Raw genomic sequence first — 22708 nt, 5'->3', positions numbered from 1 at the left:
GCATTCAACAGTACGACGACGGCGGCGATGCCGATTGCTATTTGCTTGGGGTTTGAGGCGGGGAAATGAAAATTTGGTTCAAGAGGATATTGCTGGGCCTGCTGGTGGCGCTTATCGCGGCACTTGCAGCATTTGCCGTTTTTTTGCTTACTTTCAACCCTAATTCATATAAAAGCAAGCTCGAAGACCTCGTCTACAGCAAATACCATCGCACCCTGACCGTGGGCGGCGATATCCAGCTCTCCCTGTTTCCCCGTATTGGTCTTTCCTTGCAGGACATTTCCTTGTCCGACCGGGACAGCAAGAATATTTTCGCGTCGATTGACAGCGCGCGCTTTGCGGTGGCGATCTGGCCGCTGCTGTCCAACCGGTTTGTGGTGGACCATGTGTCGGTGTCGGGGCTTAAGGCCTGGGTAGCGCGCGATAAAGAAGGGGCCTACAACTTCGAGGACCTGACTGCGGGCGCGTCCAGTCCTGCGGTAGATACAGGCGCCCCTGCGGACAGCGGCAGCCAGCCGGGCTCTGTGGTTGCCGTGACTTCGCCGGTGGGGCGTGCCGACCTGCAAATCGATATTGCGGGGCTGGATATCAAAGACGGCGAGATTCACCTGCGGGACGAACGCAAGGGGCATTCGGCGCGCCTGGTCAAGCTGCAGGTCAATACGGGGCGCATGACGCTTGACCAGCCTTTCGATGTTGCGATCCGTGGCAATCTTATCGGCGAGCACCCGGCCAGCGATGCCGCTATCGAAGGCCAGGCTTTATTCAAGTTCGATTCGGTCCAGCGTTCTTATTCGGCGCAAAAATTGAATCTGCAAGTTACGGGACGGCTAGGCGATCTTCAGGCAAAAACCGCCACGCTAAAGGGCAATCTGGCCTATAACGCCATGACGCGGCTTTTGAATGCGGGCAATCTTGAACTGAATGTTCAGGGCGACCTTGGCGGCGAACAGCCCATAAAGGGGCTGGAACTGAGCCTGGTCGTTCCCAAATTGCGCATGGACCGCAGCCGTTCAGAACTGAATATCGAAAAATTGTCGCTGCGCTCCAAAGGCAATTTTCCGACGCAAGCTTTCGATATCGCGCTTGACGCTCCGCAGTTGTCCATCTCTCCGGAAGCCGCCAAAGGCGAGGCCGTGTCCGGCTCGATCAAGCTAAGCGGTTCCAGCGTAATTGGTTTGTCGTTGGGGGCCAGCGGCCTGGGCGGCAATGCCGACAACCTGACTCTTAAAGAGCTCAAGGTCGACGGTGGAATCAAGCAGGACAACCGCATGGTGCGCGTCAACCTGTCGTCGCCGGCGCAATGGGATGCGCTTAAAGGGCAAGGGACATTGTCGGCCATAAAAGGCGACGTGAAAATCGAACACGCGGTCGCGCCGCCGCGCACTTTCGAGTTTCCGCTGATCGGCAGCCTGCATCTGGATTTATTGAAGGATACGCTTAACAGCGAAATCAGCGCCGTGTTGAATGGCCGCCCGCTAAATTTCAATGTGAAGGCTACCGAACTGAACGATCCGAAAGTTCAGTTTGCCTTGCAGTCCGAGGGCCTGGATCTGGACAAGCTCTTCCCGCCCGAGCCACCGGCCAAGCCTGAAGCGAAGCCCGAGGCCAAGGCTGAAGCCAAACCTGAAACCAAACCTGAAACCAAACCGGAAGCGAAGCCCGAAGCTAAACCCGCGGCTAAACCGGACGCCAAGGCTGAAGCAAAGCCGGATGCAAATGCCGCAGGCAAGCCGGCCCAGCCTGAAACCGAAGCCAAGGCTGGCGCCAAGCCGCCGGCCAAGCGCGATGCAGCCCAGAGCGCAGCCAAGCCGGCGGCGCCTGCCGCTGCCCCGTCGGGCGGCAAAGCGGCCGCAAGTTCCGGTGCCAAGGCTGGCGCAGCGACGGCGGCCAATCCCCAAGACAAAGGAGCCGCGGCATCCGCGCCCGAAAAGCCGGCGGCAACAGCGGCGGCACCCGCCGCCAAAGCGCCAGCGGCAGCCCCCCGTGCCGATACGACTCTTGACCTTTCGTTCCTGGACTCGCTGGACCTGACCGGCAGCGTCAAGGTTGGCGAGATCAAAGGCCGGGGGATCGAGGCAAAGAATTTCGGCGTTTCAGTCAAAGCAGCCAAGGGCAAGCTGGAATTGTCCAAGATGACGGCGGATTTATATGGCGGTAAATTGTCCGGGAAGATCAACGCCGACTCGAGCAATGCCATGGCCGGGCAGATTGCCCTGGAAAACGTTGCCGTCGGACCCATGCTTAAAGGACTGACGGGAACTGAACATATCAGCGGCACGGGTACGCTGAAGCTTAACCTGGCCAGCAAGGGCAATACGGTGGCCGCTTTGACGGCGGGCCTGGGCGGGACAGCCCAGGCCTTGGTGCGCGACGGTGCTATCCAGGGCATTGACGTCGAGCGTACCCTGGCGCAGGTTGCCGGTGTATTGCAAAGCCTGATGAACGAGCAGGTGCCGGACTTATCCGGCAAGTTCCAGCCAGGAAGCGAGACGCGCTTCACTTCCCTGGACGCCAACGTGGCGTTTGAACGCGGCATCGGCCAGATCAAAAAGCTGGATCTGAACTCACCGGCCGTACGCGTTACACAAGGCAGTCCGGCTAGTGTCAACCTGATTAACAGCACACTGGACTTGGCCGCCGATGTCCGGATCGTGAATGCCAGCAAAGCGGGGAAAGAGCAGTTCGCCGACTTGCAAGGCGTTACGGTACCGGTCCATATTTCCGGACCCTTCGATGCCTTGAGCTATCAAGTCCAATGGAAGGCAATCAGCGGAAAGCTTGCCAGGCAGGCCATCCAGAACGGTTTGCTGAACCTTATTTCCAAACCGCCGGCATCCGGCGAACAAAATGCCGCACCGACCAAGAGCGACGCCGTCAAGAGCCTGGGCAATGCATTGAAAGGGCTGCTGGGCAAATGAGATCAAGCCAGTATTGCCCCATTGCGGCTTGCGGCCCGCTGCAGGATCCTTCCGCTGCGCCTTATCATTTGCGCTGGCTGGTGGTGGATTCCGAGGGGGCATTGATCACCCAAAAAGATCAGCCGCGGCTTGCCGAGGTGGCGGTAGCCATCAGCTTCGGCTACCTGGCCATACGCGGGCCAGGCATGCTTCGCATGGACATTCCACTGGACGTGATCGAGGACGACGACAGTGTCGTAAGCAAAGCGGTCATTGCCAACCGGCAGGTCAACGTGGTGGACGAGGGCGACCTGGCCGCCGCATGGATATCCAACTTTCTTGGGGTGCCTTGCCGCCTGGTCAAAGTGCATCCGGACGAATCAACGGTAATGTGGCCGAAGCTTTAAGCCGCAGTCGCAATGCGGGTCCGGCGCGCGAATGCCGGGCCGCCGACAGTGGCGGAACTCCTGGCTAACTGTCGACCGCGGCTTTTGTCAGGTGCAGGAATTTATCCATGAGCGTGGGCTGGTCTTCCTGGAAGTCCGGGTCGACGTCTATGCACTCGACCGGACAGACCACCTGGCACTGGGGTTCGCCAAAGTGGCCGACACACTCGGTGCAGCGGGACGGGTCGATGATGTAGTAGTCGGGCCCCATAGAGATGGCTTGATTGGGGCATTGGGGTTCGCAGACATCGCAATTGATGCACTCATCGGTAATACGCAATGCCATGGCCTGACTTCCTGAATATACGCTAACGGGTTCTGCTGACAACTTGCCGGATACCGCGCGGATTGCTTTTGGCAGGCGCGCGGCGGTCCTGTTGGTGTGTGTTCAGTTTAAACCCGTTTGGAGGTATTGGCTAATCAGGACTGTTTTTGTTCTGATTGCTCGCGCAGGCTGGCGGCCTTGCTGTGCAGCCATCGTTCGACCGACGGAAAGACGAATTTACTGACGTCGCCGCCCAGAATGGCGATTTCGCGCACGATGGTGCCCGAGATGAACTGGTATTGATCCGAGGGAGTCATGAATAGCGTTTCGACTTCGGGCAGCAAGTGGCGATTCATGCCGGCCATCTGGAATTCATATTCGAAATCGGACACAGCCCGCAGCCCGCGTACGATGACACGCGCGTTCTGTTCGCGCACGAAGTCTTTCAGCAGACCGGCGAAACTGAGCACTTCTACGTTGGGGTAGTGCCCCAGGACTTCCTGGGCAATTTCCACCCGTTCTTCCACGGAAAAGAAGGGCTTTTTTGCATGGCTGTATGCAACGCCCACCACCACATGGTCGAACAGGCTGGCCGCACGGCGCACCAGGTCTTCGTGGCCTCGGGTCAGGGGGTCGAACGTTCCGGGATAGACGACTGTAATCATGGGTGTTCCGAGTAGTTAGACAGTATTGAAGCAAAAGCTCGGCTCAATAAAAGAAGCTTCCGTTTCCATGTTGGACGCTGCTGATTCTTAAGCGTTTCCTGAATTATTGTCTATTTTTTGCGGCGCAGCAAATTGCAGCAGGCGATAGTGTACATTGCCTGCCCGGCCTTCGCGCAGAGTTTCGAAACTGCCGGGGGGGGAAAACGGAGCTTCGGACTCGGCATAGATAAGCCCTTGAGGCTCCAGCAGGCGGGGCAGCTGGTCCCATATTTGCTCCAGCCAGCCATGGCCAAAGGGCGGGTCGAGCAGAACAAGGTCGAAGCGCGCGGCCTCAAGGCGATGGATGACTGTCTTGGCGTCGCCCGTATGTATGCGAACGTTCGTGGCGTTGAGCTTATTGCGCAGCGCACGCAGGGCGGCGGCGGCTTCCGGATTGGTTTCGACCATTTGCACATGGGCCGCTCCCCGGGAAGCGGCCTCGAACCCAAGGGCCCCGGTGCCGGCGAACAGGTCCAGCACGCGTTTGTCGGAGAAATTGCCGCCCCATAAATGCTGCAGCCAGTTATAAAGGGTTTCCCGGACGCGGTCGGGGGTGGGACGCAGTCCTTCAGCTTCGACCACAGGAATCTGGGTGCGGCGGTAATCACCGCCTACAATACGGATAAGGTGTTTTTTCATGATGGTTCGGAAAGCAATGTCTGGACTACATCAACCAAACTTTCAGGTAGTGTAATCGTATGTCTATGTTCGGTTTCTTTAAAAGAAAAAAAGCTGAGGGCACCGGAGACGCGGCGCCTGTCGCGGACGAGCACGCGGCCGGGCCGGAAGCCGGCGAGGCGGCCCAGGACGCCGCCGAGGTTGCCGCCCGGGTAGAGGCGGAAGTCAAGCAGAAGGCCGAGGCCGAGACGGAAGCAGCGGCCCAGGCCGAAGCCGAGGCCAAGGCACAAGAGACGGCGGCGCGAGCGGCGGCAGAGGCAGCGGCTCAAGAAGCAGCGGCCAAGGCAAAAGCCGAAGCCGAAGCGGCGGCTCGCGCGAAAGCCGAATTACAAGCGCAAGCAGCGGCGGCCCAAGCTCGTAGCGAGGAACTTGCCGCGCGCTCGGCTGCCGCCAATCAAGAAGCCGAAGGCGGCGCCGAAGAGCCTGTGGCCGAATTGTCGGTGCAGCCGGCTTTTGCGCCCGTTCTGCAGCCGGTGCCAGAGCACGAGCCGGAGCCTGCCGCCCCTGCGGCTGTGGACCGCAAGTCGTCGTGGTTATCGCGCCTTAAAACCGGCTTGTCGCGCACAGGCCAAAGCATTGGAGGCCTGTTCGTTGGCGTCAAGGTCGACGAGGCTTTGTTCGAAGAACTCGAAACCGCGCTGATCATGGCCGATGCCGGCATGGAAGCCACCGAGAAGTTGCTGACCGCCTTGCGCGCGAAAGTGCGCAAGGAGCGTATCGAGGACGCCGGCAAGGTCAAGGCCGCACTGCGCGACATTCTTGCCGAGCATCTGGCGCCCTTGGAAAAGAAGTTCAAAATGGGCTATGCCTCGCCCATCGTCGTCATGATCGCCGGCGTGAACGGCGCGGGCAAAACGACGTCCATAGGCAAGCTGGCCTATGCTTTTCAGAGCCAGGGCGAAAAAGTGCTGCTGGCCGCGGGCGATACATTCCGGGCGGCGGCGCGCGAGCAACTCATAGTTTGGGGCGAGCGCAACAATGTTTCCGTCATAGCCCAAGAGGGCGGTGATCCGGCGGCGGTGGCTTTCGACGCCGTCAACGCCGGCCGCGCCCGTGGCGCGGGCATTGTCATGGTCGACACCGCCGGGCGTTTGCCGACGCAGTTGCATCTAATGGAAGAACTGAAAAAAATTCGGCGGGTGATCGGCAAGGCCGACAACGAGGCGCCTCACGAAGTTCTGCTGGTGGTCGACGGCAACACGGGGCAAAACGCATTGGCCCAAATACGGGCCTTTGACGCCGCCATTACCCTTACTGGGCTGGTCGTGACCAAGCTCGACGGCACGGCCAAGGGCGGCACGCTGGCGGCCGTGGCCGCCGGCAGCCAGGGCGTGCGGCCCATACCCGTGTACTGGATAGGAGTGGGCGAGGGCATGGAAGACTTGCAGCCTTTCGTTGCGCGCGAGTTTGCCAGCGCCATGGTCGGCGACTAGTCATGCGGCTGGGCTTTTGGGTGTCCGCGGGATAGTCCGGAAGACGCCTATTTCTTTAAAGGCTTGTGCTCGTCCAGTTTCCTGAAAAGAACCTGAGCCAATGTCTTTCTATGGTCTTGCGCGGCGCGCAGCCAGCCAACGGCAAACCAGAGTTGCGGTTGCGCTTGAACCAAGGGGCGGTAGTAGCCTTCCGCCACATAGTAATCGTTGAGGTCGCCCAGGACGGCCTGGATTTGAGCCAGGCTGGATCGCAGGGGGCGCAGCTCGGGCTTGGCAAGAAGGTGCTCGGCAAAGTCCAGGCAATAGCGCAGGCTTTTGACTTCTTTGCGCACGTCATGCTGTTTATCGATGGGCAGGCTGGTAAATTCCGAACCTGCCTTGGCTATTTTTTTCAGCCAGCCATTAAGACGCTTGGTAAGCACTGGGCGCAGCGCCGGCGCGTCGTCCGACCTTGAATCGCTTGTGGCGCGCACCGGGGCGCCGGCTTCTATTCCGTCAAGTTGAGCGGCAATGAGTTTTGCTTTGTTGGCATCTGCCGCGGTCGGCGTGTTTGCGGGCTCGCCAAGCACAACCAGTTGCCGCAGCAGGCGCAGCAAGGCTGACTGCAAAGGCGCGCCGGCGGCGACGGTTTCGGGGCGGGCATGAGGCTCGGGCTGGGCGCGCGAAGGCTGGTAGGCGGGCAGGCCGGCGTCGATCAGTTGCGGTTCGACTGTCAGTTGAATGATGTCGGCGTCGCGCGAGCCGCCGAATAGGCCAAAGCCCCGGCGCAACTGGGCTTCGGCAGCCGCTTCGGCCGGTTCGACGTGGTGCTTGAACAGCTTCCAGCATGAACGCAGGCGGCGTATTCCAACACGGGCTTGGTGGACATATTCAACATGTGCGGCTTTGCCGGCCAGCGCGGTATCGACGCCGGCTATGTAGGCGGTGTTCTGGATAATCTGGCTCAGGCATTCGTTGGCGCACAACTGATAGGCGGCTGCAATGCCGGTTTTGCCCTTTAGGGCGGGAGTTTTGGCGCGCCGCGCCGGCCACAGGCCGGCCGCCGCGTTTGCTTGTGCTTCGGCCGAGGCGCTTGCCCCTTCGGGCTTGAAGGCGAAGGCCGCCAGGGCGTCGCCGCGCTCGGCCTTGCTGCGCAAGTCCAGGATCAGCCCATAGCGCTCCAGCCATTGCTCGCCCAGATCGAATACGCTTGCTATATCGCCGCTAACCAGCTCGAACTCGACTTCACTGATGGGCAGCTCCAGTCCCCCGGCTAAAACAATCCCCTGGTCGTAGGCAACTTCGACGACGCTGCCGTCCAGCGTGGCCTGCAGTACGAGGCGAGTAACCTTGGTTTCGTAGCGTGGCAGTAAAGGATGCTCCAGGGCGGCCAGGAGGCCCTGGAGGGGCGTGCCGTCGTATAACTGCAAGTCCAGGGTGGGCCCGGGCCTGACATGATTGACTTCAATGCGCGTCAAGGCGTCGGCTCCCGGCGCCTTGACGGTTTGTACCCAGTGGCGTCCTTCTTTGCGCAGGCGCAAGGCAATGCGGGCATGGGCAAGTTCGCGCGTTGCGGTGTCGTAGTAGCATGCATGCAAACTGGTGCGGCGGGCCTTCTGGGCCCGCAGCGCCTTGGCGATAGGCGCGCGCGCAGCCTGGGGCACATGCAGTTTTAATTCGCGTTCGATCATCCGGCCAAGCCCCTACAGAGTCATGGCGCATAGTAGCGCAACAGCGTGCATGCCGCTTATGATTTTTCGCCCATGGTTTTCTTTTGTTTTTGGCAGAAACGCCATGTAAAACGACGTATTCATGGCGTTTCCGGCTGGCTGCGAGAAATGGCGCCAACACCCGATTCAGCCGCAGTTCTGCAGAAGCGCGCCGTTCGGGCGACAATGTCAAGATAATCGCGTGCGGCACGCGTTAAAATGAGCCAACTTTTACTGAGACCAGAGTCATGAGCAACCTTTTGGCAGCAGATGCCCAACGCACTGAAACCTTTGATATTTCGCCGGTTACTGAGATAGTCGCTGAATTGCGCGCGGGGCGCATGGTCATTCTTGTCGACGAAGAAGACCGTGAAAACGAGGGCGACCTGGTCATGGCCGCCGAGTTCGTTACGCCCGACGCCATCAATTTCATGGTGACCCATGCGCGCGGGCTGGTGTGCCTTACTCTTACCGAAGAGCGATGCCGTCAATTGCAATTGCCTCTTATGGCCAGCAATAACGGCGCGCGCTTCGGCACTAATTTCACCATGTCGATCGAAGCGGCCGAAGGCGTCGAAACCGGCATCTCGGCGGCCGATCGCGCCCGCACCATCCAGGTGGCCGTGGCGCGCGACGCCAAGCCGGCCGACATCGTCCAGCCGGGCCATATCTTCCCGGTGCAGGCGGTACGCGGCGGCGTGCTGGTGCGCGCCGGCCATACTGAAGCGGGCTGCGACTTTACCGCACTGGCGGGGCTGACTCCCGCAGCCGTTATTTGCGAGGTGCTCAAGCCGGACGGCACTATGGCCCGCCTGCCCGACCTTAAAATATTTGCGCGCGAGCACGGCCTCAAGATCGGTACCATTGCCGACCTTATTCAGTACCGCAGCGAACACGAGTCCATGGTCGAGCGTGTCGGCGAGCGCCGCATGCAAACACCCTGGGGCGAATTCACTGCCGTGGCGTATCGCGACCTGGCCGCGGGTGCGCCGCATCTGGCGCTGGTGCATGGCACGATCTCGCCCGAAACCGAAACCCTGGTGCGGGTGCACGAACCCACAACCATGCTGGACGTGCTTTCCGCCGACCCCTCCAGCCATAGTTGGACGGTTTCCAATGCACTCAAGGCCATTGCGGCCGCTCCGTCGGGGGTGCTGGTGCTGCTTAACTGCCAAAGCTCGGCCGATCTGCTGTTCGAACAGTTTGCGGCCTGGGGCAAGCCCACCGAGGCGCAGATTCCAGCTGGCAATGAAAGCCGCTTCGATCTGCGCACCTACGGTATTGGCGCGCAAATCATGCGCGATTTGAATGTCGGCCATGCCCGGTTGTTGGCGCGGCCGCGAAAAATGCCCAGCATGGCCGGCTTTTCTTTGACCGTAACGGGTTACGATAGCGAACCTTCGTCCAACGCTTAAAAGGAACTGACTAATGAACCCCTATACCCTGATACCCGACCTTAACGGTGAAGGCCTGCACATTGGGATCGTACGGTCTCGTTTCAACGAAAACATCGGCCTGGCCGAGCTTGACTCGTGCCTGGCGGAACTGGCCGAACTGGGCGTGGACGAGCGCGACATCATGGTGGTAACCGTGCCGGGCGCCCTGGAAATGGGCGTCACCCTGGCGCAAATGGCCGAAACCTTTGAATTCGATGCGTTGATTGCGTTGGGCGCAGTGATTCGCGGCGAAACCTATCACTTTGAACTGGTCAGCAACGAAAGCGCCGCGGCCATCAGCCGGGTGGCGCTGGAAACCGGCATTCCGGTTACCAACGGCGTCCTTACCACCGATACCGACGAGCAAGCCGAGTCGCGCGCCGAAGGCAAGGGCCGTGACTGCGCCCGCGCGGCGGTCGAGATGGCCAACCTGGTGGCTGCGCTCGAGCCCGAATCCGACGACGAAGACGAAGACGACGAAGATTACGAGGATGACGATCTTGACGAAGAGTAAGCCTCAGGGGGCGGGTTCACGCCCCAATCCTCGCAGTGCGCGCCGGCGGGCGCGCGAATTCGCCCTGCAAGGCGTCTATGCCTGGCTGTTGCGGGGCGACGACGGCCTGCAAGAGGCGGGGGCAATCGACGCGCATATTCGCGATGACGAAGAATTCCCCGAGGCTGATGCCACCTGGTTCAAGACGCTGCTTCATGGCGTCCTGAAAGAAGCCCCCGGCTTGCGCGAACGCTTCGAACCCTATATCGACCGTCCTCTGGCCGAACTCTCGCCCATCGAACACGGTATCTTGCTGATTGGCAGCTACGAACTCATTCATCACCTTGAGGTGCCTTACAAAGTCGCCATCAACGAGGCCGTCGAACTGGCCAAGTCGTTTGGCGGCACCGACGGATTCAAGTTCGTCAACGGCGTGCTCGATAAAATGGCCGCCGACGTACGGCCCGCCGAGGTTCAGGCCGGCGCACGCCGCTAAGAGGGCTTATTGGGATACGAATTCGATCTCATCGCCCGGTATTTTTCGCGGCCCGTGCCGGCGCGATTTCTTGGGGTGGGCGATGATTGTGCTTTGCTGCCGCTGGACGCCGGCCAGCAAATGGCCGTCAGCACCGACCTGCTGATCGAAGGCCGCCATTTCTTTCCGGATGTCGATCCCCGCGCACTCGGGCATAAGGCGTTGGCCGTCAATTTGTCGGACCTTGCCGCCATGGGCGCACAGCCTTTGGCCTGCGTCCTGGGCGTGGCCTTGCCCCATGTCGACCATCCCTGGCTGGGGGCTTTTGCCGAGGGCTTCTATGCCCTGGCGGATAAAGCTGCATGCCCCTTGGTGGGGGGCGACACGACGCGCAGCGTATCCGGCATTACCCTGAGCATTACGGTTTTTGGGCAGGTGGACCCGGCCAAGGCATTGCGCCGCGCCGCCGCCCGGAGCGGCGACGATATCTGGGTAACGGGCTGCCTTGGCGCGGCCGATGTCGCGCTACGGCTGCTGCAGCAAACGCTGCCGGCCGATCCCGCCTTGCTGGCGGCCACGCGCCACGCGCTGGAACGCCCGGAGCCGCCGCTGAAGTTCGCACAAAGCCTTGCCGGCGTGGCGCATGCCGCGCTGGATATTTCCGACGGCTTGCTGCAGGACCTGGGCCATATCCTGGCCGCCAGCCGTTGCGGCGCCGAGCTACTGTACGACGCATTGCCGGTGTGTCCGGCCTTGAAGGGCCTGCCCGATGCAGTGCAAGAGGCGGCGGTACTGGGCGGCGGCGACGTGTATGAATTATGTTTTACCGCGTCCGTGGCGCAACGGGAAACGATTTCGGCGCTGGCACGGCAAGCCGGCGTGGCCGCCACGCGTATTGGTTCGATTACGGCGGGACGCGATATTATCGTTGAACGTGCGGATGGCAGCCGCGTTGCCGTGCCCAGCGGTGGTTTCGAACATTTCGATTGAGCTACGGATTTACAGTTGAACGCGGGCTTTCGTCGGTTCAACCTTGGGGCCGCGCCGGCGTCCCGTCATGCAGAATATTCGAGAGTTATTTATGGCAATTTCAGAGTCGGGCGCAAACTCGTCAACACAGGCATTCAGGCCTACCTGGCCGTGGATGCTGCGTTCGCCGCTGCGCATTGTGGCGCTGGGGTTTGGCAGCGGCCTGTTGCGGCCCGGCCCCGGAACCTGGGGTACGGTATTGGCCTGGGCGTTATGGGTGCTTGGGGCGCGTCATTTAGGCGATGCCGTTATCGCCGCAGGGCTGGTGGCGCTATTTGCCTTGGGCTGCTGGTGCTGCCAGCGTACAGGCCAGGACATGGGCGAGCCCGATTCCAGCACCATGGTCTGGGACGAGATGGTGGCTTTCTGGCTGGTACTGTGGTTGACGCCCGATTCGCTGCTCGCTCAAGCTGTGGCTTTTGCGGCATTCCGGTTTTTCGATATTATCAAGCCGCCGCCCATCCGTTATTTCGACAAGCATTTGAAGCATGGCTTCGGCGTTATGTGGGATGATTTATTGGCGGCGGGCTACAGCCTGCTGCTGTTGGCCATTTTAGTCCGCACTGGAGTCCTGTCATGAGCGAATCGACTGTCATACGCGCTGCCGAGCTGGGGCAAAGATTGCTGCGGCGCAATTGGATGCTGGGCTGTGCCGAATCATGCACGGGCGGCCTGCTTAGCGCCGCCGTTACCGATATTCCAGGCTCCAGCCAATGGTTCGACCGAGGCTTTGTCACGTACAGCAATGCCGCCAAAATAGAGCAGTTGCGGGTAGGGCACGACACGCTTGAACGCTTCGGCGCGGTCAGCGAAGAAACCGCCATGGAAATGGCGGCCGGCGTGCTCAGCGTAAGCCAGAAGGCCAACTTTGCCATTTCGACCACGGGTATTGCCGGACCCGACGGCGCAACGCCCGGCAAGCCGGTGGGAATGGTGTGTTTCGGGTTTGCCCAGCGCGCCGGCGAGGGCCTGGTAACCCGGGCTGCCACACGTATTTTCGAAGGCGATCGCCAGCAAGTGCGCGCCGCCTCCGTGGCGTTTGCCCTGGAAACCGCCCTGGCCTTTATCGAGCCGCGTTAATCGCGTCGCGCGTCGCCAAGGCGGCTCGGGCGGCGGCTTCGCGCCAGTCGTCTCCGCCGCTGGCATACAGAATGGCCCGCGATGAATTGATCATCATGCCTGTGCCGCGCTGATTGCTGCCGGCCTTGACCGTGGCCGGGATATCCCCGCCCTGAGCGCCGATGCCGGGCACCAGCAAGGGCATGTCGCCGACGCGTTCGCGCACCTTGGCCAGCTCTTCCGGAAAGGTGGCGCCTACAACCAGCGCGCATTGGCCGTTGGCGTTCCAGCGGTCGGCCACCAGGCCGGCCACATGCAAATATAGCGGCACGCCATCGATTGTTTCAACGAACTGCAGGTCGGAGCCGCCCTTGTTGGAGGTGCGGCATAGAACGATAACGCCTTTCTCTTGCCACGACAGATAGGGTTGAACCGAGTCGTAGCCCATATACGGGTTGACGGTGACGGCGTCGGCCTGGTAGCGCTCGAAGGCCTCCTGGGCGTATTGTTCGGCGGTCGAGCCGATGTCGCCGCGCTTGGCGTCCAGTACTATGGGCAGCTGCGGATATTGTTCGCGCACATAGCGCAGCAGCGCTTCCAGCTGGGCTTCGGCGCCTTGCGAGGCAAAGTAGGCGATTTGCGGCTTGATGCCGCAGACATAGGGGGCCGTGGCATCGACAATGGCGCGGCAAAACTCGTAGATGGCGTCGGGGCGCCCCTGGATCTCTGCCGGGAAGCGCTGCGGATCCGGGTCTAGGCCTATCATCAGCATGGAATTGGAATGGACCCAGGCCTGGTCGAGTTTTTCAGTGAAGGTCATGCTCATAGTCGTGTTGGTATTTGCGGGTAGGGAGTTCGGCGTTTTGTGCTTGGGGGCGCGATATCGTCTAAAGGCTTGCAGTGTGGCCTAGAATAACCGCCAGCCACACCAGGCAAGCCAGAAGAATGGACATCATGACCGCGGCGCTGCCCAGATCCTTGGCGCGTCCGATCAAGGGGTGTTCTTCCAGCGTGATGGCATCGGCCAGGGCCTCGAGCGCCGAATTCACGATCTCAATAATCAATACAAAGAAAACCGCGCCTATCAGCAATAGCTGTTCGGCCAGCGTATTGCCCAGCCAGAAAGCGACCGGCACAAGGATGACGGCAATGGCCAGCTCCTGGCGAAAAGCCGCCTCGTGCTTGAAGGCGGCGCCCAGGCCTTGCAGCGAATAGCGCAAAGCATTGAATAGCCGGGCGAGCCCGCCTTTGCTTTTGTACGGAGAGTGCGTGTCGTTCATGAGGCCTTGAAAGGGAGCGGCAACCGCCGGTTTTGCGATCCGGACGCCGTAGTTGTGCGGATAGCCGGCACGGATAGCCAGCATTGTAATGGACACTGCCGGGAAGGCGGCTCGGCGCCTTGGTGAAAAAAGCCCCGGTCAAAATGTACCGACCCGAAGAAGTTGGATAAACTAGCTTCTTCTCATAAAAGCATAAAAGGAACGTGATGGCTATTCTGACCACCCATGTTGGCAGTCTTCCCCGCGGCGACGAACTTGCGCAGTTGCTGCTTGCGCATGATCACGGCCAAGAAGTCGACGCCGAACACTTCGAGCAAGTCGTCCAGGCGGCTATCGATCATGCCGTGCAGAAGCAGGTTGAAGCCGGTGTAGGCATCATGAGCGATGGCGAGCTCGGCAAGGTCGGCTATGCCACATACATTACAGAGCGGCTTGAAGGCTTCGGCGGCCACGTCGACCGTACACCGGCAAAAGATCTGGCCGACCTCCCCGAGCTAAGAAAGAAGCTGGCCGCCATCATGGGGTCCCAGGAGTTCGTGCGAGCCGCTTGCGTCGGTCCCGTGAAGCTGCGTACGCTTGAACCCTGCCTGGCTGACATCCGCCGCTTCAAGTCGGCTATCGAGCGGCATGGCCGCGGCGGCCGTGGCTTCATGAATGCGGCATCTCCCGGTTTGGTGACCGCGTTCCAGCCGAACCAGCATTACCCCACGCACGAAGCCTATCTGGCCGACCTGGTCGAAGCGATGCGGCCCGAGTACGAAGCCATCGTGGCCGCTGGCTTCGATCTGCAGCTTGATTGTCCCGACCTGGCGATGGCGGCTCACACGGGCTTCCAGAATCTTAGCGAAGCCGAGTTCACCAAGCGTGCCTGGCAGAACGTCGAAGCGCTCAATGCGGCCACCCGCAACATTCCCTCGGAAAAGCTGCGCATGCATGTCTGCTGGGGAAATTACGAAGGCCCGCACCACTGCGACATCGCCCTTGAAAAGGTCATTGACCCGATCCTGGCCGCCAGGCCGTCAACCATCCTGTTCGAGGCCGCGAACCCGCGTCATGAGCACGAGTGGGAAATCTGGCGCGACGCCAAGCTGGCGGATGACAAGATTCTGGCCCCCGGCCTTATCGACAGCTGCTCCAATTATGTCGAGCATCCCGAACTGATCCGGCAGCGGCTTGAGCGTTACGTGGCCTTTGTGGGTCAGGACCGGGTCGTGGCAAGCACCGACTGCGGTTTTGGGACGTTTGCAAACTACGGCAAGATCGACCCGGCTGTAACGTGGATGAAGCTTGCGGTCTTGCGGGACGGCGCTGATCGGGCTTCGCGTCAATAAAAATTGGGGGCTCTTTTTATCCTGGGGCGGCCCGGCGTCCGGCGATAAAAATACCGCTAAAAAAAAGGCCTCCGACGAATCGGAGGCCTTTTTGCTTGGGCTGTTGTTGGCGGGAGCCGGCCGGAGCCGGCGCCCATCTTCATAGGCCGCTGTGCGGATAAGTGGCTTAGAAGCCGCCCATGCCGCCCATACCACCCATGCCGCCCATATCGGGCATACCGCCGCCGGCTGGTTTGTCTTCAACGATTTCGGCCACTGCGACCTCTGTCGTGAGCAACAGGCTGGCAACCGAAGCTGCGTTCTGCAGTGCGGTGCGGGTAACCTTGGTGGGATCCAGCACGCCCTGTTCGACCAGGTCGCCGTACTCGCCGGTAGCGGCGTTGTAGCCGTAGTTGCCCTTGCCGTTTGCGACTTCGTTCACGACAACGCTGGGTTCTGCGCCAGCGTTGGCGACGATAGTGCGCAGGGGAGCTTCAACAGCGCGCAGAATCAGCTTGATGCCTGCTTCCTGGTCGATGTTGTCGCCCTTGACCTTGGCAATGGCAGCCTTGGCGCGGATCAGTGCTACACCGCCGCCAGGAACAATACCTTCTTCAACGGCAGCGCGGGTTGCATGCAGAGCATCTTCAACGCGTGCTTTCTTTTCCTTCATTTCGACTTCGGTGGCAGCGCCAACACGAATCACGGCAACACCGCCAGCCAGCTTGGCCACGCGCTCTTGCAGTTTTTCACGGTCGTAGTCGGAAGTGGCTTCTTCGATCTGAACGCGGATTTGCTTAACGCGCGCTTCGATCGATTTGCTGTCGCCAGCGCCGTCGATGATGATGGTGTTTTCTTTGCCGACTTCAATGCGCTTGGCCTGGCCCAGTTCTTCCAGGGTGGCTTTTTCAAGCGAACCGCCGGTTTCTTCCGAGATGACAGTGCCGCCGGTCAGGATGGCAATGTCTTCCAGCATGGCTTTGCGACGATCGCCAAAGCCAGGAGCCTTGACAGCAGTCGTTTTCAGGATGCCGCGGATGTTGTTCACAACCAAAGTGGCCAGTGCTTCGCCTTCGACGTCTTCAGCTACGATCAGCAGAGGACGGCTGGACTTGGCAACTTGTTCCAGGATCGGCAGCAGGTCGCGGATGTTGCTGACTTTCTTGTCGAAAATCAGGACATACGGATCTTCCAGGACGGAAACTTGCTTGTCCTGGTTGTTGATGAAGTAGGGCGACAGGTAGCCGCGGTCGAATTGCATGCCTTCGACGACGTCCAGCTCGTTGTCCAGCGACTTGCCGTCTTCAACGGTAATAACGCCTTCCTTGCCGACCTTGTCCATTGCGTTGGCAATGATTTCGCCGATCGATGCATCGCTGTTGGCCGAAATGGAACCGACCTGGGCGATTTCCTTGCTGGTGGTGCAAGGCTTGGAGATTTTCTTCAGTTCTTCGATTGCGACAGCAACAGCCTTGTCGATACCGCGCTTCAAGTCCATAGGATTGATGCCGGCGGCAACGTATTTCAGGCCTTCTTCAACGATGGACTGGGCCAACACAGTAGCCGTGGTGGTGCCGTCGCCAGCGTTGTCGGATGTCTTGGAAGCAACTTCCTTGACGAGCTGGGCGCCAATGTTTTCGAACTTGTCTTTCAGTTCGATTTCTTTGGCAACGGAAACGCCGTCTTTAGTAACGGTAGGGGCGCCGAACGAACGCTCGAGCACAACATTGCGACCCTTGGGTCCCAAAGTGGTCTTGACCGCGTTGGCCAGGGTGTTTACGCCACGGACGATGCGCGTGCGTGCGTCGTCGCCGAATAGTACTTGCTTAGCAGCCATTCTTGTATTCCTTAATTCGTTTGTAAATTACTGAATTACCCGTCGGTAAATTACTGAATGACGGCGAGGATTTCGTCCTCGCGGATGACGAGCAGTTCTTCGCCATCGACCTTGACAGCCTGGCCGGCGTATTTGCCGAACAGAACCTTGTCGCCAGCCTTGACGTCAACAGGCAGCAATTTGCCGTCTTCGGCGCGCTTGCCGGGGCCGACGGAAATAACTTCGCCTTGGTCGGGCTTTTCAGCGGCGCTTTCAGGAATAACAATACCCGAAGCGGTTGTACGCTCGTTGTCCAGACGTTTGACGATCACGCGATCGTGCAAAGGACGCAGTGCCATGAAGGAACTCCTGTATCAATAGAAATGGGTCAACATTAACCGTGGGGCGCGGCTGTTAGCACTCTACCCCCTCGAGTGCTAATTATAGGGGCGATACGGAAATCTTCAAGTGGGGGGTGGAGATTGTTACATTTGAGGGGCTCGGACAAGTTGTCGAACTTCACTCAGTTTGAAATTTTCGCCATTCAGTTTGCAGCTGCAAATTACGCCACTCATGTCGAAAATCATTAAGAACTGAATTTCGGTCATGAATTCTGAACTGTTGTGCCGTTAAGCACAACCCTCCCGCGCTTTCAAGCATAATGTTGCCGCCCGCCGAAGGAGGACATATGTGGGCAGGCGCGTTAAAGCATAACTTTGTCAAAGATTCGTTTTTTCAGCATAACGCTTCCGAACGTTGAGCAGAAATTTAACCTCTTTTGCAATGCGCTGTTTGATGTCTGTGCTGGTCACTATCTGGCGATAGCCGGCGACCCGGCACCCGTTGGGCTAAAACCGCAGGCGCAAAAAAGCCGGCCCTGTTTGGCCGGCGTTGACGTTTGCGGGTGCTTTCGCTCAGTAGATGCTTCTTAAGCACTCGGATTGATGGAGAGCTGCGCTCCAACCGACAGTCGTTACGATACCAATTTGAGGCCGCGATATAAGCCCGCGTCGCCAGTTATCTGTCCGGTAAGCTGGAAAAGGAGTTGGTCAATTTCGGACTCTGGCAGATGCAACTGGCGTGCAATGTGGCTGCGAGAGATACGCTCTTGCCATAGTTCTGCTAACACCTTGGGCCAGACCACAGATGATTCCCGTGCAAGACCGTTGGGTTCTTCCGTACGAAAACCGCGGCGTGAAATCTCAATGTTGAAACTTCTATTTTGCCACTCGCTGATTATGCCGAGTTTGTTCAGGCGATACGTTAGTGCGCCAACGGAGACTCCCCAACGCCGTTTTGCGGCAATCACTTCACCAATGGTAGAAACTCGACGAATTCGGGATAGTACATCTTCCGTTGGCATCAAGAACGTGGACGCGAACTGATCAGCTTCGTTTTCGGCTTGCCGACTGTCTTGGGGTGCGCCGTGCTTGTGAAGAACGAGGTGTCCTAATTCGTGTGCAGCATCAAAGCGGCTTCTTTCCGCTGACTTGAATGTATTGAGGAAGACAAAAGCCTGATTATTACGCCAGCATGAGAATGCATCCACGCTCTTCGTATCTTCACACAACGAAAAGATCCTCGCTCCCTTGGCTTCCAACAATCTAATCATGTTCGGGATCGGTTGTAGGCCGAGCCCCCACTTTTCGCGTAGTGCCTGAGCAGCGGCCTCGGGACCAGCTTCCCCTCGCAGATGAGGAATATCTACTTCGGGAAGGTTAAAGCGAGCAGCTACCCAATCATGAAAAATGTATGCAAGTGTCCCCGCAGCTAGTGCTGCGTCACGCTCTTTGGCCGTCATTGATGACAAACTACGGAAGCTCGCCGCGTCTACAGCAAGCTCGTCTACATCCTCACCGAAAAAAAATTCCAAAGGGAAGTTGAGTGCTTTTGAAAGGGACTCTACGGTGCTTTGCTCAGGGCAATTCTCCCCTTTCTCCAGTCGAGTGATCGTGACAGGTGAAACACTCACGGCCTCGGCCAATGCTCTAGCCGTGAACTTCCTCCTTTTCCTCGCGACAGTCAGCCTTCGGGAGTTAAATACGCCGGTCATGATGCTTTTCGCGATACTTTCACTTCAAGTTCCGGCAGTTGGCGATCGTAAGAGAGGTCTGGCGTATCCCATTCGCCTTCCTGTACCAGCATAATTCGCTCGCTGAACCCGTGAAACCGGTCGTCTTGTATCGAAATTGGACAAGATAGCTCGGCGCGAACGTCTAAACCTTCGGCCTGGACGAATAGATACCACACCTTGGCACGCAACTCAGGCGGTAATTCGTTAGATAGCTCAGGAAAAAGCATGCTTTGCCCCATAGCGACCACTCTGGCGGAGCCAGGTCCTTTTCTGGAAGACGGAACCGGGTCGGCGAATGGGTGTCCCGCTAAGTCAGCATTTTGAAAAACGATCTTCAAATTTTTACTTTCATTGAAGACCGATTCAATGTTGTCCCGGCAGACATAGCACTCCCATCCCTTAGATACCAATACGCTGCGCAATCGGAAGGTTCCCTCTATATAGGCCAACATACCGGGAGCGCTCTTAGGATGGAACGGCGTGGCGTTCGCGCGCGCTCCTACAGCAGCTTGGATAACCTGCATCAGGTCATCCTTCGAAACTCCAAGCTGCCCCAACCTGTCGGATACTTCAACTGAGTCGACCAAAACGGGTAACGCCATAGATATTCTCGCATGTTAATTTTTAGTGCCTCATTTGAGCATAAAAAAATTAACATGACAAGGCTGCCTAGAAGGGGATGAATTTATTGAAGGACTCCCGCCTCCAACGCTCTCAAACGTCGTGTTTCTCGCTTAGAAGATAAAGGCTTTGGTAGCGTCCCTGATGTTGCGCGGACGTTCTTGGGCGGGATTGTCGACACCGGCGACGATGGTTTGTTGTCCTGCGTAACCGCTTATGCATTGCGCTCCCCTTGGCTGTACCCTCTCATAAAATGGAGGGGTCAGCGACAAGCGGGGGCGGGACGCGAGGTGCGCGACTATTCAATTACGTGCGGGGCCGAGGCGCCCTGACGAGCGGGACCAACGTCACCGTAGCGCGGCGGGCTAAATAGCGAAACTAGGGTTGGTGCTGACTATGCAGCGTTCAGAACGTATCGCCTGGCTGTGACTGTGCCGTGCAGCCTGGTGGGCCCGGACATTACACTGCGCAGGCGCTCGCCCGCACTGGCTTTTTTGTGAAGGCAGGCTGAGCGATAAAACCGGTTCCAAATTTTTTGTTGATGTTCTGCTACAGCCGCGCGGTGCGCCATAATAACAAGAGCGACTCTCTCGTTGGCCTCGGTGCATATCAAGGGCGGCACTCAAATTGTGTGGCTGCGAAGGGGGCTCCGATATCTGTCTTACTAGCGGATATTGATAACGCAGGAGGCATGGAATGAACGATCGAAAATCGCATGGTGCGACTGCCGTGGTCCCGGAAGGGTACGAAACATGGCTCGACTACGCCGTAACTACGCTCGATGTGAGAACGCCAGAGCTATTAAACGCCTTTGAGGACAAGCCATTTGTTGAGCGTGATGCCATGAGGTCAGCAGCACGCGAGGAGCTTCAAGCGCTTCGGGCCAAAGCGGCCCAGCTCACGGCGCTGCTGGGGCCCGGCGGTGATCACACATAGCGGCAGTGATGGCAGGCGGGGCCGGGGCGCTCTGACGAGTGTGGCCAATGCCACGGTAGCGCGGTGTACTGCATAGCGAAGCTATGTTTGTGCCAAGCATGGAAGCGTTCAGAACGTATCGCCGACTTTGACTTGGCCATGGAGCTTGGTGGGCTCGGACATTATACTTCTGAGGCGCTCGCCCGCACCGGGCTCATTGAGTGACGCGAGCTCAGCGTCGAATCTGGCTCGCAAAGCCGCTAGGCCTTCGGCCTTACCTTGATCTTCGATGAGCTGAGCATATTCAGACGGGGTGAGAATCACTGCCTCAACGTTGCCATCATGGGTCACGGCTATACGGTTTGACTGCGAGAGGGCTAAGGTGACGAAATCCCAGCCTTGCTTTTCTATCTCCGCTGTTGAGATCGATCGCATAATTGCTGCTCCCTATCGTTGCGAGTCTTCACTGCCATAAAACAGACGCGTGATGTCCTCGTCGTGTATTTCGTTAAGCGCGTCAAACCTGCGTTTCGCGACGCCGATCCTTTGGTGAGTCGACATGAAGCTGGATACTAAGTGCCATGCGTCCCTATATTGCTCCAGACCGTCGATGTGGCGCAGGCTGACTTTTTTCCACCCCACAGTGCGCGGCAGCGATCGTACGATTTCAATGGGCAGAACATAGTAATGCGGTGCCATGACTTGCTTGTTGCCGTCTTTGGAGCCTCGATTTAACAACACGACAACCACGAAATCGCAATCGAGGTTTTGAATCAAGAAGGCGCGCGCGCCAGTACTCCAGCGGCTCTTCACTTGAATACGTGCCGATCGGTTGTGCTCGGGGTCGGTGGCTACTAGATCGTATCCGGGCATGTTCGTGTATGTCTTGTACGCAGCAATCCGGTGAATGAGAAGTTGTCCCAGCACGAGAAATTCCGCTCCTTCACTTTCAAGCCGCGTGTCAAGGCGTCCTTCGCTACGTTTTCTCGGCTCGTCGTTCATTCAGTACCTCTTGCAGCGATCCAACCGCGGTGGAGTAAGCATATCACTACACTATCGGACATAAAACGAACAAAGGTCTTCACCTTTTGGTCTTCGCCGCCCGGAATGCAGAGGTTGTAGCTAGGCTGTACCGTCCAATCCGCGAAAAAGCCGTGCTCGGTGAGCTTGGTGTCCTTGAAGGATGCGCCGATGGACATTTCCGGCACCGCCACAATGACCTTCTTGAGACCTTGCTTATGGAGCTTATCCAGGCCGAGAAACATCAGGGCGCGTGACTTCCCGGATGCCGGCGGCGCTTTCAGTAGCAGGTATTGGGCATCACGAGCGTCATAAGCACGGGCCTGCATCTCTCTCATTCCCATGCTGTTTAGATTGGAGCTTTTACCGCTCTGCTTGTAATTGACGGTCAACAGGTTGGCCATTTTCATTCGCTTCTTCGGGGTTTCTTGACAAGCTTTGTGGCTTGCTCTTCGGCAATCAGCTTTTCGTAGCGATTGAATAAGTGCTCCAGACGCTCTGAGGCGTCACGAAACGGTCGGTCGCGGTACAGGGCCTCGACAGCGCGATCCAGCGCCTTGTGGGCTGCCAGAAGCGGGGCGGGCATCTTGTCTGGGTCGTAAAGCTCCCCGAGGGATTTGCCTGGGTAGTCTTCACGAATCAGAAGCACTTCCTCGGCCAAAGATTCAATGTGCTTGCGCATTACTTCCGACGCATCGGGCCAAGGGAATGTGTTGTAGACCAGGGTGGGTGAATATCGGTACCGGCTTTCGAGGCGAAATACCACATCTTTTTCGAGAGCAATATAATCCAGATCGGTTCATATTCGTCCCGCAGGTGTCGTCAGAGCGTAGGAGCTACATTCCTATCGATATTCTCAGCTCTAACAAGATACCAATAGCTCCAAATTTCTTCGTAGAAAATGGAGGGCTGTTTGAATTTGGTATCCTCACCTCAGAAATGCACAGCGACTGGATGCGCGCTGTCGGAGGTCGCCGACCAGCGCTTTCTTGTCCTGCTTTGGAAGTTCATCAAGGCGGGCTGCGTTGATCGCGATCTGTTCCGTGCTTCAAGCGAAGGCGTTCCT

Annotated in this window: 26 protein-coding genes and 1 pseudogene; 12 read left to right on the top strand and 15 right to left on the bottom strand. The window is 58.5% G+C overall.

Annotated features, from left to right (window positions below):
* Positions 1-65 precede the first annotated feature (65 nt).
* Both DFR37_RS23455 and DFR37_RS21725 read left to right on the top strand, forming a co-directional pair.
* Entirely contained in the window at positions 66-2921 is a 2856-nt protein-coding gene (locus DFR37_RS23455; protein WP_113935251.1) for an AsmA family protein, read from the top strand.
* Positions 2918-3307 (top strand): MOSC N-terminal beta barrel domain-containing protein, encoded by a 390-nt coding sequence (locus DFR37_RS21725; protein ID WP_113935250.1) that lies wholly within the window; start codon positions 2918-2920, stop codon positions 3305-3307. The genes DFR37_RS23455 and DFR37_RS21725 overlap by 4 nt, the downstream gene beginning before the upstream one ends.
* A 64-nt stretch (positions 3308-3371) precedes the next feature.
* Here the strand turns inward: DFR37_RS21725 and DFR37_RS21720 are convergent, their stop codons facing one another.
* The 3 genes from DFR37_RS21720 to rsmD form a co-directional block, all read right to left on the bottom strand.
* A complete protein-coding gene (locus tag DFR37_RS21720) occupies positions 3372-3632 on the bottom strand; it encodes a YfhL family 4Fe-4S dicluster ferredoxin (protein ID WP_113935249.1) in 261 nt (86 codons plus the stop codon).
* Between the two features lie 134 nt (positions 3633-3766).
* Complete coding sequence (gene coaD / locus DFR37_RS21715; RefSeq protein ID WP_113935248.1) at positions 3767-4276, bottom strand: pantetheine-phosphate adenylyltransferase; 510 nt, start codon at positions 4274-4276, stop codon at positions 3767-3769.
* An 87-nt stretch (positions 4277-4363) separates the two neighbouring features.
* Positions 4364-4954 carry a 16S rRNA (guanine(966)-N(2))-methyltransferase RsmD gene (gene rsmD, locus DFR37_RS21710; protein ID WP_113935247.1) on the bottom strand — a complete coding sequence of 197 codons (591 nt, stop codon included), beginning with the start codon at positions 4952-4954 and terminating at the stop codon, positions 4364-4366.
* A gap of 65 nt (positions 4955-5019) precedes the next feature.
* Here rsmD and ftsY point away from each other — a divergent pair, with 65 nt between their 5' ends.
* Positions 5020-6426: a signal recognition particle-docking protein FtsY gene (gene ftsY, locus DFR37_RS21705; RefSeq protein WP_113935246.1), complete on the top strand. Its 1407-nt coding sequence runs from the start codon at positions 5020-5022 to the stop codon at positions 6424-6426.
* Between the two features lie 47 nt (positions 6427-6473).
* On the opposite strand, the gene DFR37_RS21700 is transcribed toward ftsY, so the two are convergent.
* The gene (locus tag DFR37_RS21700; protein ID WP_113935245.1) at positions 6474-8096 is read right to left on the bottom strand and encodes a CYTH and CHAD domain-containing protein; all 1623 of its coding nucleotides are present in this window, start codon (positions 8094-8096) and stop codon (positions 6474-6476) included.
* A 266-nt stretch (positions 8097-8362) separates the two neighbouring features.
* Between DFR37_RS21700 and ribBA the strand changes: the two genes are divergently transcribed.
* The 6 genes from ribBA to DFR37_RS21670 all read left to right on the top strand — a co-directional run bounded on the left by ribBA (position 8363) and on the right by DFR37_RS21670 (position 12627).
* Positions 8363-9529 (top strand): bifunctional 3,4-dihydroxy-2-butanone-4-phosphate synthase/GTP cyclohydrolase II, encoded by a 1167-nt coding sequence (gene ribBA, locus DFR37_RS21695; protein WP_113935244.1) that lies wholly within the window; start codon positions 8363-8365, stop codon positions 9527-9529.
* A 13-nt stretch (positions 9530-9542) separates the two neighbouring features.
* Positions 9543-10064, top strand: a complete 522-nt coding sequence (gene ribH / locus DFR37_RS21690) for a 6,7-dimethyl-8-ribityllumazine synthase (protein WP_113935243.1) — start codon at positions 9543-9545, stop codon at positions 10062-10064.
* Positions 10051-10539 (top strand): transcription antitermination factor NusB, encoded by a 489-nt coding sequence (gene nusB / locus DFR37_RS21685; protein WP_242341941.1) that lies wholly within the window; start codon positions 10051-10053, stop codon positions 10537-10539. Before ribH ends, nusB begins: the two co-directional genes overlap by 14 nt.
* A 9-nt stretch (positions 10540-10548) precedes the next feature.
* On the top strand, positions 10549-11508 hold the full coding sequence (gene thiL, locus DFR37_RS21680; protein WP_113935241.1) for a thiamine-phosphate kinase: 960 nt from the start codon (positions 10549-10551) through the stop codon (positions 11506-11508).
* A 91-nt stretch (positions 11509-11599) separates the two neighbouring features.
* Positions 11600-12127 (top strand): phosphatidylglycerophosphatase A family protein, encoded by a 528-nt coding sequence (locus DFR37_RS21675; RefSeq protein WP_113935261.1) that lies wholly within the window; start codon positions 11600-11602, stop codon positions 12125-12127.
* Positions 12124-12627, top strand: a complete 504-nt coding sequence (locus tag DFR37_RS21670) for a CinA family protein (RefSeq protein ID WP_113935240.1) — start codon at positions 12124-12126, stop codon at positions 12625-12627. Before DFR37_RS21675 ends, DFR37_RS21670 begins: the two co-directional genes overlap by 4 nt.
* Here the strand turns inward: DFR37_RS21670 and pyrF are convergent.
* Both pyrF and DFR37_RS21660 read right to left on the bottom strand, forming a co-directional pair.
* Positions 12611-13426, bottom strand: coding sequence for an orotidine-5'-phosphate decarboxylase (gene pyrF, locus DFR37_RS21665; RefSeq protein ID WP_113935239.1), 816 nt, complete (start codon positions 13424-13426; stop codon positions 12611-12613). The genes DFR37_RS21670 and pyrF overlap by 17 nt on opposite strands.
* Before the next feature lie 67 nt (positions 13427-13493).
* A complete protein-coding gene (locus DFR37_RS21660; protein WP_113935260.1) occupies positions 13494-13886 on the bottom strand; it encodes a diacylglycerol kinase in 393 nt (130 codons plus the stop codon).
* A gap of 206 nt (positions 13887-14092) precedes the next feature.
* Here DFR37_RS21660 and DFR37_RS21655 point away from each other — a divergent pair, with 206 nt between their 5' ends.
* The gene (locus DFR37_RS21655) at positions 14093-15217 is read left to right on the top strand and encodes a cobalamin-independent methionine synthase II family protein (protein ID WP_113935238.1); all 1125 of its coding nucleotides are present in this window, start codon (positions 14093-14095) and stop codon (positions 15215-15217) included.
* A 166-nt stretch (positions 15218-15383) separates the two neighbouring features.
* On the opposite strand, the gene groL is transcribed toward DFR37_RS21655, so the two are convergent.
* The 4 genes from groL to DFR37_RS21635 all read right to left on the bottom strand — a co-directional run bounded on the left by groL (position 15384) and on the right by DFR37_RS21635 (position 19688).
* The gene (groL, locus tag DFR37_RS21650; RefSeq protein WP_113935237.1) at positions 15384-17033 is read right to left on the bottom strand and encodes a chaperonin GroEL; all 1650 of its coding nucleotides are present in this window, start codon (positions 17031-17033) and stop codon (positions 15384-15386) included.
* Between the two features lie 50 nt (positions 17034-17083).
* Positions 17084-17371, bottom strand: a complete 288-nt coding sequence (locus DFR37_RS21645) for a co-chaperone GroES (protein ID WP_113935236.1) — start codon at positions 17369-17371, stop codon at positions 17084-17086.
* A gap of 614 nt (positions 17372-17985) precedes the next feature.
* Positions 17986-19065, bottom strand: coding sequence for a helix-turn-helix domain-containing protein (locus DFR37_RS21640; RefSeq protein WP_113935235.1), 1080 nt, complete (start codon positions 19063-19065; stop codon positions 17986-17988).
* Positions 19062-19688 (bottom strand): hypothetical protein, encoded by a 627-nt coding sequence (locus DFR37_RS21635; RefSeq protein WP_113935234.1) that lies wholly within the window; start codon positions 19686-19688, stop codon positions 19062-19064. The genes DFR37_RS21640 and DFR37_RS21635 overlap by 4 nt, the downstream gene beginning before the upstream one ends.
* A gap of 715 nt (positions 19689-20403) precedes the next feature.
* Here DFR37_RS21635 and DFR37_RS21630 point away from each other — a divergent pair.
* Complete coding sequence (locus DFR37_RS21630; protein WP_113935233.1) at positions 20404-20643, top strand: hypothetical protein; 240 nt, start codon at positions 20404-20406, stop codon at positions 20641-20643.
* Between the two features lie 108 nt (positions 20644-20751).
* Here the strand turns inward: DFR37_RS21630 and DFR37_RS21625 are convergent, their stop codons facing one another.
* The 5 genes and pseudogenes from DFR37_RS21625 to DFR37_RS23600 all read right to left on the bottom strand — a co-directional run.
* Complete coding sequence (locus DFR37_RS21625) at positions 20752-21057, bottom strand: type II toxin-antitoxin system Phd/YefM family antitoxin (protein ID WP_113935232.1); 306 nt, start codon at positions 21055-21057, stop codon at positions 20752-20754.
* Positions 21058-21069: 12 nt separating this feature from the next.
* Positions 21070-21624 carry a hypothetical protein gene (locus DFR37_RS21620; protein WP_211317343.1) on the bottom strand — a complete coding sequence of 185 codons (555 nt, stop codon included), beginning with the start codon at positions 21622-21624 and terminating at the stop codon, positions 21070-21072.
* Positions 21621-22052 (bottom strand): DEAD/DEAH box helicase family protein, encoded by a 432-nt coding sequence (locus DFR37_RS21615; RefSeq protein WP_211317341.1) that lies wholly within the window; start codon positions 22050-22052, stop codon positions 21621-21623. Before DFR37_RS21615 ends, DFR37_RS21620 begins: the two co-directional genes overlap by 4 nt.
* Positions 22049-22324 carry a type IIL restriction-modification enzyme MmeI gene (locus tag DFR37_RS21610; RefSeq protein WP_211317339.1) on the bottom strand — a complete coding sequence of 92 codons (276 nt, stop codon included), beginning with the start codon at positions 22322-22324 and terminating at the stop codon, positions 22049-22051. The genes DFR37_RS21615 and DFR37_RS21610 overlap by 4 nt, the downstream gene beginning before the upstream one ends.
* A gap of 21 nt (positions 22325-22345) precedes the next feature.
* Positions 22346-22408 (bottom strand): annotated as a pseudogene (locus tag DFR37_RS23600) (type IIL restriction-modification enzyme MmeI); the annotation flags it as partial.
* A 50-nt stretch (positions 22409-22458) separates the two neighbouring features.
* Between DFR37_RS23600 and DFR37_RS23595 the strand changes: the two are divergent.
* Positions 22459-22671 carry a type IIL restriction-modification enzyme MmeI gene (locus DFR37_RS23595; RefSeq protein WP_379881422.1) on the top strand — a complete coding sequence of 71 codons (213 nt, stop codon included), beginning with the start codon at positions 22459-22461 and terminating at the stop codon, positions 22669-22671.
* Positions 22672-22708: the final 37 nt, after the last annotated feature.

The organism is Eoetvoesiella caeni (assembly GCF_003315175.1).
Classification (GTDB): domain Bacteria; phylum Pseudomonadota; class Gammaproteobacteria; order Burkholderiales; family Burkholderiaceae_B; genus Eoetvoesia; species Eoetvoesia caeni.
This window is presented reverse-complemented; position numbering and strand designations above follow the sequence as displayed.

Excerpts from the sequence above, each read along its gene's own strand:
- DFR37_RS23455 (WP_113935251.1), top strand. The coding sequence starts at position 66 with ATGAAAATTTGGTTCAAGAGGATATTGCTGGGCCTGCTGGTGGCGCTT.
- DFR37_RS21725 (WP_113935250.1), top strand. The coding sequence starts at position 2,918 with ATGAGATCAAGCCAGTATTGCCCCATTGCGGCTTGCGGCCCGCTGCAG.
- DFR37_RS21720 (WP_113935249.1), bottom strand. The coding sequence starts at position 3,632 with ATGGCATTGCGTATTACCGATGAGTGCATCAATTGCGATGTCTGCGAA.
- coaD (WP_113935248.1), bottom strand. The coding sequence starts at position 4,276 with ATGATTACAGTCGTCTATCCCGGAACGTTCGACCCCCTGACCCGAGGC.
- rsmD (WP_113935247.1), bottom strand. The coding sequence starts at position 4,954 with ATGAAAAAACACCTTATCCGTATTGTAGGCGGTGATTACCGCCGCACC.
- ftsY (WP_113935246.1), top strand. The coding sequence starts at position 5,020 with ATGTTCGGTTTCTTTAAAAGAAAAAAAGCTGAGGGCACCGGAGACGCG.
- DFR37_RS21700 (WP_113935245.1), bottom strand. The coding sequence starts at position 8,096 with ATGATCGAACGCGAATTAAAACTGCATGTGCCCCAGGCTGCGCGCGCG.
- ribBA (WP_113935244.1), top strand. The coding sequence starts at position 8,363 with ATGAGCAACCTTTTGGCAGCAGATGCCCAACGCACTGAAACCTTTGAT.
- ribH (WP_113935243.1), top strand. The coding sequence starts at position 9,543 with ATGAACCCCTATACCCTGATACCCGACCTTAACGGTGAAGGCCTGCAC.
- DFR37_RS21675 (WP_113935261.1), top strand. The coding sequence starts at position 11,600 with ATGGCAATTTCAGAGTCGGGCGCAAACTCGTCAACACAGGCATTCAGG.
- DFR37_RS21670 (WP_113935240.1), top strand. The coding sequence starts at position 12,124 with ATGAGCGAATCGACTGTCATACGCGCTGCCGAGCTGGGGCAAAGATTG.
- pyrF (WP_113935239.1), bottom strand. The coding sequence starts at position 13,426 with ATGACCTTCACTGAAAAACTCGACCAGGCCTGGGTCCATTCCAATTCC.
- DFR37_RS21660 (WP_113935260.1), bottom strand. The coding sequence starts at position 13,886 with ATGAACGACACGCACTCTCCGTACAAAAGCAAAGGCGGGCTCGCCCGG.
- DFR37_RS21655 (WP_113935238.1), top strand. The coding sequence starts at position 14,093 with ATGGCTATTCTGACCACCCATGTTGGCAGTCTTCCCCGCGGCGACGAA.
- groL (WP_113935237.1), bottom strand. The coding sequence starts at position 17,033 with ATGGCTGCTAAGCAAGTACTATTCGGCGACGACGCACGCACGCGCATC.
- DFR37_RS21645 (WP_113935236.1), bottom strand. The coding sequence starts at position 17,371 with ATGGCACTGCGTCCTTTGCACGATCGCGTGATCGTCAAACGTCTGGAC.
- DFR37_RS21640 (WP_113935235.1), bottom strand. The coding sequence starts at position 19,065 with ATGACCGGCGTATTTAACTCCCGAAGGCTGACTGTCGCGAGGAAAAGG.
- DFR37_RS21635 (WP_113935234.1), bottom strand. The coding sequence starts at position 19,688 with ATGGCGTTACCCGTTTTGGTCGACTCAGTTGAAGTATCCGACAGGTTG.
- DFR37_RS21630 (WP_113935233.1), top strand. The coding sequence starts at position 20,404 with ATGAACGATCGAAAATCGCATGGTGCGACTGCCGTGGTCCCGGAAGGG.
- DFR37_RS21625 (WP_113935232.1), bottom strand. The coding sequence starts at position 21,057 with ATGCGATCGATCTCAACAGCGGAGATAGAAAAGCAAGGCTGGGATTTC.
- DFR37_RS21620 (WP_211317343.1), bottom strand. The coding sequence starts at position 21,624 with ATGAACGACGAGCCGAGAAAACGTAGCGAAGGACGCCTTGACACGCGG.
- DFR37_RS21615 (WP_211317341.1), bottom strand. The coding sequence starts at position 22,052 with ATGAAAATGGCCAACCTGTTGACCGTCAATTACAAGCAGAGCGGTAAA.
- DFR37_RS21610 (WP_211317339.1), bottom strand. The coding sequence starts at position 22,324 with ATGCGCAAGCACATTGAATCTTTGGCCGAGGAAGTGCTTCTGATTCGT.